Source organism: Vulcaniibacterium gelatinicum (genome assembly GCF_008033445.1).
Classification (GTDB): Bacteria; Pseudomonadota; Gammaproteobacteria; order Xanthomonadales; family Xanthomonadaceae; genus Vulcaniibacterium_B; species Vulcaniibacterium_B gelatinicum.
Window position 1 is genome coordinate 47,373 of the sequence record NZ_VNKO01000019.1, and the last position, 6,818, is coordinate 54,190.

Below are 6,818 nucleotides of genomic sequence, written 5' to 3' on the forward strand. Positions count from 1 at the left end.
CCGAGTAACTTTACATAATAAGCATTATGCGAAATTAAAGATGCCAGGCGGCCGGCCCGTCTGATCCAGATCAAGGCGGCCCCCTGCCCGTGGCAGCAGACTTTTTCGGGGCCGGAACGCTGTTGCTGCGGGATGGCCCGTCCGTCTTCCACGAGCCGGTGCCTGCCGATGAGCGATCCCGCGCTGTATCCGTGCTTCCTCGGTCCGTACGGCGAGAACGACGGCCTGCTGGAGAAGCTGGCGGTCGAGTTCCTGCGCGACCACGTGTACTGGCGGCGGAACTTCCACCCCGAGGATCCGCCGGCGATCCCGACCCATGCGGCGCAGCACCCGGAGTTCCTGGCCTTCGAGGCGCGGCTGCGGCGGGAGCTGCACAGCCTGTCGGCGGCGCTGAAGCGGTCGGTGCCGTTCCACAGCCCGCGCTACCTCGGGCACATGGTGTCCGACCTGGCGCTGCCCGGACTGGCGGCGCAGCTGCTGACCCTGCCGTACAACCCCAACAACGTCAGCGAGGACGCCGCGCCCGTCACCATCGACCTGGAGATCCGCGCCGGACTGCAACTGGCGCGGATGCTGGGGTACTGCGACGACCCGGCGCGGCCGGAGTGCGCCTTCGGCCACCTGACCTCCGGGGGCACCGTCGCCAACTACCAGGCCCTGCGGCTGGCGCTGGCGCTGAAGGCGTTCCCGGTCGCCCTGCGCGCCGCGGCGCCGCCGGGGCTGGCGCTGCCGGAGGACGACTGGGCCGCGTTCACCCTGGCGCCGCAGGCGGGGATCGAGCTGCTGCAGCGCTGGCAACGGTGGCTGGAGGGGCTTGCCCCGATCGCACGCCGCGGCTGGCTGCGGCGGGTGGAGAACGAGCGCATCGAGCAGCTGGGCCTGGTCGAATTCTTCGCCCGTCATCCGCAGCTGTCGCCGCCGGTGGTGCTGGCGCCGGTGACGGCGCATTACTCGTGGAGCAAGGGCATGAAGCTGCTCGGCCTGGGCCGCGAGCAGCTGCTGCAGGTGCCCGAGTGCGGGATGCGCCTGGACCCCGCGGCCCTGGCCGACATGCTGGCCCGGCTGCAGGCGCAGCGCCGGCCGGTGCTGATGGCGGTGGCGGTGCTGGGCACCACCGAGTTCGGCACGATCGATCCGGTGCACGAGGTGGTGGCCTGCCGCGACCGTTGCGCCGAAGCCGGGTTCGGCTTCTCGGTGCACGTGGACGCCGCCTGGGGCGGCTATCTGGCCACGCTGTTCCGTGAGCCGGACGGGAGCCTGCGCCCGCTCGAGGACATGCGCGGGGAATTTGCCCATTTCCCCAGCGCGGAGACGCATGCCGCGGTCGCCGCGCTGGGCCGCAGCGATTCGGTCACCGTGGATCCGCACAAACTCGGCTACCTGCCCTACGGCGCGGGTGCATTCGTGTGCCGCGACCAGCGCGCGATGCCGCTGCTGGTGGAAGAGGCCGATTACGTCTTCTCCGGCGAGGACGATGGCGATTATTTCGCCCGCTACCGCAAGCTCGGCCGCTTCATCCTGGAAGGCTCCAAGGCCGGCGCGGCGGCGGCGGCGGTGTACGTGACGCACAAGGTGCTGCCGCTCGACCACGCCCATTTCGGCCGCATCACCGGCGTCACCATCCATTCGACCGAGGCCTTCATGCGCCGCGCGGCCGAGTTCGCGGTGCGCATGGCCGGGGTGCTGCGGGTGTGCGTGCCGTTCGCCCCCGACAGCAACCTGGTGTGTCTGGCGCTCAATCCGGAAGGCAACCGCGACGTGGCGACGATGAACGCGTTCATGCGCCGCCTGCACGATGCGCTGCGCTGCGATCCGGACAAGGCGGTGCAGGCGCGCGAGTTCTACGGTTCGATGACCACCCTGCGTGCGGAGGCGCTGGGCGAGGCGGACATGGCCCGGGTGCTCGAGGCGCTCGGTCTCGATCCGGCCACCCTGCTCCCGGACCATGAGGGCGCGGACCGGCTGGTGATCCTGCGGCATACGCTGATGAATCCGTTCCTGGAGGACAGCGAGAACGGGATCAGCTACATCGCGCGCTATTTCGACTTCCTCGCCGGATGGGCGCGGGCCGCCCTGCCCGCCACGCGCAGCGTGTCCGCGGCAGCGGCGGCGTGACGCACGGCGGCATGGCGTTCCACGACCTGCGCGGGTTCCTGCTGCGGCTGCAGGCCCAGGGCCGCCTGCGGCGCGTGGCCGAGCCGGTGGATCCCGACCTGGAGAGCACCGCGCTGTGCCAGCACGTGCTGCAGCGGCAGGGCCCTGCCCTGCTGTTCGAGCGGCCGAAGGGCTCGGCGCAGGCGCTGCTCGGCAACCTGTTCGGGCACCGCACGCGGATCGAGGCGGCGCTGGCCGGGCGGCCGCTGGGCTCGTTGCGGGAACTGGGCGAGCTGCTGGCCGCGATCAAGGAGCCGCGCTGGCCGTCGAGCCTGCGCGGGGCGCTGGCGGCCTGGCCGGAGCTGGCGCAGCTCGCGCACGTGGCGCCGCGCCGGGTCGAGGATGCCGCGTTCCTGGACGAGGTGCTGGCCGGCGACGAGGTGGATCTCGGCCGCCTGCCGATCCAGCGCTGCTGGCCCGGCGACGTGGACCGGCTGATCACCTTCGGCCTGGTGGTCACGCGCGGCCCGCGCCAGCCGCGGCAGAACGTGGCGGTCTACCGCCAGCAGCCGATCGGCCGCAACCGCGTGATCATGCGCTGGCTGCCGCACCGCGGCGGCGCGCTCGATTTCGCCGACTGGCAGGCGGCGCACCCGGGCGAACCGTTCCCGGTGCTGGTGGCGATCGGCGCCGATCCGGCGACGATGCTGGCCGCGGTCGCGCCGGTGCCGGACACGCTGTCCGAATACGAGTTCGCCGGTCTGCTGCGCGGCGATCGCACCCGGGTGTGGCACAGCACGCTGACCGGGCTGGATGCGCCGGCCGGCGCGGAGATCCTGCTCGAGGGCTTCATCCACCCCGGAGACACGGCCCTGGAAGGGCCGTTCGGCGACCACACCGGCTACTACAACGCGCAGGGCACGTTCCCGGTGTTCACCATCGAGCGGATGTCGCTGCGCCACGGCGCGATCTACCACGGCAGCTATATGGGCCGCGCCCCGCACGATGAGCCTTCGGTGCTGGCGCTGGCGCTGAACGAGCTGTTCGTGCCGATCCTGCGCAAGGTGTTCCCCGAGATCGTGGATTTCCACCTGCCGCCGGAGGCCTGTTCGTACCGGGTCGCGGTGGTGAGCATCCGCAAGCAGTATCCGGGCCATGCGCGGCGGATCATGATGGGCCTGTGGTCCTACCTGCGCCAGTTCACCTACACCAAGTTCGTGATCGTGACCGACGAGGACATTGATGTGCGCGACTGGGCGCAGGTGATCTGGGCCGTGTCCACGCGCGTGGATCCGGTGCGCGACACGCTGCTGGTGGACCGCACGCCGATCGATTACCTCGATTTCTCCAGCCCGGTGCCCAGCCTCGGGTCGAAGATGGGATTGGACGCCACCCGCAAGCTGCCCGGGGAGACCACGCGGGCGTGGAGCGAGCCGATCGTGCCGGATGCGGAGGTGGCGCGGCGGATGGAGGCGCTGTGGGAGCGCCTGGCGGCGGAGGCGGCGCCGGCGCTTTCCTGACGTGGATCAAGCGCGGGCGCGGGCGGTCGCGCAAGAATGTGCGGGTTCCCCGCCCCGGCGTGGGCGACGGTACCGGCAACGAGGATGGCATGCGGATCACGAACTTCAGCGACCTGTTGACCGCCGCGCGTGGGCAACCCGAGCCGCAGCGGCTGCTGCTGGTGTTCGCCGCTGCCGAGCTGCCGCACGATGCCACGCCCGCCGAGCGCGCGGCGTTCGAGCGCGGCGAGGGCGGCGCATTGGCGCCGGTGCTGTGCGTGGACAAGCGGCCGGAGGAAATCGAGAGCTTCGACGCGCTGTGCGAGGAGTCGCGCCGGACCGGGATCGGCTGGGACATCCTGTTCGTGGGCGCGTTGTCCGGCCGCGGCGGCCATGCGCCCAACACCGACGAGGCGGTGCAGCCGCTGCGGATGATGGTCGAGGCGATCAAGGCCGGGCGGGTCGCGCAGTTCCTGGCGGTGGACCGCGACGGCGACCTGGTGCGGTTGGAGCGGGGATGAGCCCTCTGCCCCGGCACATGCTGCGCCGCCTGCTCTCTGCCCTCGCCTCGCTGCTGCTGGCGCTGCCGGCGGCGGCCGAGCCGCTGCGCATCGCCGCCGCGGCCGACCTCAAGCCGGCGATGGACACGATCGTGGCGCGGTTCTGCGCGACGCGGCCGCGCTGCACGGTCGAGCCGATCTACGGTTCCTCCGGCAAGTTCCATGCGCAGATCGTCGCCGGTGCGCCGTACCACCTGTACTTCTCCGCCGACATCGCCTATCCGCGCGACCTGGCCGCACGCGGGCTGGCCGCCTCCCCGGTGCGGCCGTACGCGGTCGGCCGGCTGGTGCTGTGGAGCGCGCGCCACGACGTGCGCCGGCTGCGGCTCGAGGATCTCGCCGACCCGCGTTTCCGGCGCATCGCCATCGCCAACCCGCGCCATGCGCCCTACGGCCGCCGTGCCGAGGAAGCGTTGCGCGCGGCCGGCATCTGGGAGCGGGTGCAACCGCGGCTGGTGTACGGCGAGAACATCGCGCAGACCGCGCAGTTCGTGCGCAGCGGCAATGCCGACGTGGGACTGGTCGCGCTGTCGCTGGCGCTGACGCCGGAACTGTCGCGGCAGGGCAATCACGCGCTGGTGCCGGAGCGGCTGCACGCTCCGCTCGAGCAGGGCTTCATCGTCACCCGTCGCGGCGCGGCGCATCCGCTGGCGCGCGAGTTCGCCGGGTTCGTGCAGGGCCCGCAGGCGCAGGCGCTGCTGCGCCGGCATGGCTTCGCCCTGCCCCGCCCGGCTGCCGCTCGCTGAGGCTGCGGCGCTCGGGCATCATCGGCCCCGGTATCCGGCGCAGGACACGGCATGGGGCTTTCCGCGGGCGACTGGCAGGCGTTGTGGCTGACGGCGCGGCTGGCCGCCACGGTCACCGCGCTGCTGCTGGTGCTGGGCACGCCGCTGGCGTGGTGGCTGGCGCGTTCGCGCTCGTTGTGGAAGGGGCCGGTGGCGGCGCTGGTCGCGTTGCCGCTGGTGCTGCCGCCGACCGTGATCGGCTTCTACCTGCTGCTGGCGATGGGGCCGCAGGGGCCGCTCGGTCATCTCGCCACGCTGTCCGGGCTGGCACCGCTGGCCTTCAGCTTTCCCGGCCTCGTGCTGGCCTCGGTGGTCTATTCCCTGCCCTTCACGGTGCAGCCGCTGCAGGCCGCGTTCGACGGCATCGGCGAGCGGCCGCTCGAGGCCGCGGCGACGTTGCGCGCATCGCCTCTCGACGCATTCTTTACCGTGGCGCTGCCGCTGGCCCGCTCCGGTTACCTGACCGCAGCGGTGCTGACCTTCGCCCACACCGTGGGCGAGTTCGGCGTGGTGCTGATGATCGGCGGCAACATCCCCGGCGTGACCCAGGTGGCCTCGATCCGGATCTACGACCATGTCGAGGCGCTGGACTACGGCAGCGCGCACCGGCTCGCAGCGCTGCTGCTGGTGTTCTCGTTCGTGGTGCTGCTGGCGCTGTATGCCGGCCGCAGGCGGCGGGGCTGAGCATGGACGGCATCCGCGCGCGGTTCCGGCTCGAGCGTCCCGGCTTTGCGCTGGACGTGGATCTCGCCCTGCCCGGCCGCGGGGTGAGCGCGCTGTTCGGGCCGTCGGGCTCGGGCAAGACCACGCTGCTGCGCTGCCTGGCGGGCCTGGAGCGGCCGCGTGAGGGACGGTTGGATGTGCTCGGCGAATGCTGGCAGGACGGCGGCCGTTTCCTGCCGCCGCACCGGCGGCCGGTGGGCTACGTGTTCCAGGAAGCGAGCCTGTTCCCGCACCTGAGCGTGCTCGGCAACCTGCGTTACGGACAGCGGCGCAGCCGCGACGCGTCGAAGGTGGACCTGGACCACGCGATCGGGCTGCTCGGCATCGCGTCCCTGCTCGACCGCCGTCCCGAGCACCTGTCCGGGGGCGAGCGGCAACGGGTGGCGATCGCCCGCGCGCTCGCGGTCGGGCCGCGCCTGCTGCTGCTCGACGAGCCGCTGGCGGCGCTGGACGCGGCGCGCAGGCGCGAGATCCTGCCCTACCTCGAACGCCTGCACGAGACGCTCGAGATCCCGGTGCTGTACGTCAGCCACAGCGCCGCGGAAGTCGCGCGCCTGGCCGACCATGTGGTGCTGCTCGAGGCCGGCCGGGTGCGCGCGGAGGGGCCGCTGCAGGACCTGTGCGCGCGGCTCGACCCGGCGGCGCGCCTGGGCGAACAACCGGGCGTGGTGCTCGAGGCCGTGCTCGCCGAACGCGCGGCGCAGTGGCACCTGGCGCGGGTCGAGTTCGCCGGCGGCAGCCTGTGGACGCGCGACTTCGAACGCGCGCCCGGCAGCCGGGTGCGGGTGCAGGTGCTGGCCCGCGACGTCAGCCTGGCGCTGCAGCCACCGCAGGGCAGCAGCATCCAGAACCAGCTGCCCGGCGTGGTGGACGCCATCGGCGAGGACGAGCACCCCGGCCTGGCGCTGGTGCGGGTGCGGGTCGGCGCCAGCGCGCTGCTCGCGCGGGTGACCCGGCGCGCGGTGGCCGAACTGGGCATCGCGCCGGGGCAGGCGCTGTGGGCGCAGGTGAAGTCGGTGGCGCTGATGGACTGAGCAACTGTCTTGATCAGGCCATGGCGGGAGCCCCTGCCATGGCGTCCCGCATGCGTGCATTGAGGATGACCAGCATCTTCCGCATGACGGCGACGATGGCGACCTTTCCAGCCTTTCCGCGCT

The 6,818-nt window shown here is 72.2% G+C and carries 6 protein-coding genes and 1 pseudogene; 6 read left to right on the forward strand and 1 reads right to left on the reverse strand.

Annotated features, from left to right (window positions below; translation table 11 throughout):
• Positions 1 to 168 precede the first annotated feature (168 nt).
• From FPV26_RS10950 to modC, 6 genes are all read left to right on the forward strand, one after another.
• Positions 169 to 2,115 (forward strand): pyridoxal phosphate-dependent decarboxylase family protein, encoded by a 1,947-nt coding sequence (locus tag FPV26_RS10950; protein ID WP_147653921.1) that lies wholly within the window; start codon positions 169 to 171, stop codon positions 2,113 to 2,115.
• A gap of 11 nt (positions 2,116 to 2,126) precedes the next feature.
• Positions 2,127 to 3,614, forward strand: a complete 1,488-nt coding sequence (locus FPV26_RS10955; protein ID WP_147653922.1) for a UbiD family decarboxylase — start codon at positions 2,127 to 2,129, stop codon at positions 3,612 to 3,614.
• An 89-nt stretch (positions 3,615 to 3,703) separates the two neighbouring features.
• Complete coding sequence (locus FPV26_RS10960) at positions 3,704 to 4,114, forward strand: ribonucleotide reductase subunit alpha (protein ID WP_147653923.1); 411 nt, start codon at positions 3,704 to 3,706, stop codon at positions 4,112 to 4,114.
• Positions 4,111 to 4,899 carry a molybdate ABC transporter substrate-binding protein gene (gene modA / locus FPV26_RS10965; protein ID WP_147653924.1) on the forward strand — a complete coding sequence of 263 codons (789 nt, stop codon included), beginning with the start codon at positions 4,111 to 4,113 and terminating at the stop codon, positions 4,897 to 4,899. The genes FPV26_RS10960 and modA overlap by 4 nt, the downstream gene beginning before the upstream one ends.
• Positions 4,900 to 4,950: 51 nt before the next feature.
• Positions 4,951 to 5,622: a molybdate ABC transporter permease subunit gene (modB, locus tag FPV26_RS10970; RefSeq protein WP_147653925.1), complete on the forward strand. Its 672-nt coding sequence runs from the start codon at positions 4,951 to 4,953 to the stop codon at positions 5,620 to 5,622.
• A 2-nt stretch (positions 5,623 to 5,624) separates the two neighbouring features.
• On the forward strand, positions 5,625 to 6,695 hold the full coding sequence (gene modC, locus FPV26_RS10975) for a molybdenum ABC transporter ATP-binding protein (protein ID WP_147653926.1): 1,071 nt from the start codon (positions 5,625 to 5,627) through the stop codon (positions 6,693 to 6,695).
• 13 nt (positions 6,696 to 6,708) lie between these two features.
• Here the strand turns inward: modC and FPV26_RS10980 are convergent.
• A pseudogene (locus FPV26_RS10980) lies at positions 6,709 to 6,818 on the reverse strand (IS110-like element ISAli16 family transposase); the annotation flags it as partial.

Coding starts and splice junctions, on each gene's coding strand:
- FPV26_RS10950 (WP_147653921.1), top strand. CDS start 169: ATGAGCGATCCCGCGCTGTATCCGTGCTTCCTCGGTCCGTACGGCGAG.
- FPV26_RS10955 (WP_147653922.1), top strand. CDS start 2,127: ATGGCGTTCCACGACCTGCGCGGGTTCCTGCTGCGGCTGCAGGCCCAG.
- modB (WP_147653925.1), top strand. CDS start 4,951: ATGGGGCTTTCCGCGGGCGACTGGCAGGCGTTGTGGCTGACGGCGCGG.
- modC (WP_147653926.1), top strand. CDS start 5,625: ATGGACGGCATCCGCGCGCGGTTCCGGCTCGAGCGTCCCGGCTTTGCG.
- modA (WP_147653924.1), top strand. CDS start 4,111: ATGAGCCCTCTGCCCCGGCACATGCTGCGCCGCCTGCTCTCTGCCCTC.
- FPV26_RS10960 (WP_147653923.1), top strand. CDS start 3,704: ATGCGGATCACGAACTTCAGCGACCTGTTGACCGCCGCGCGTGGGCAA.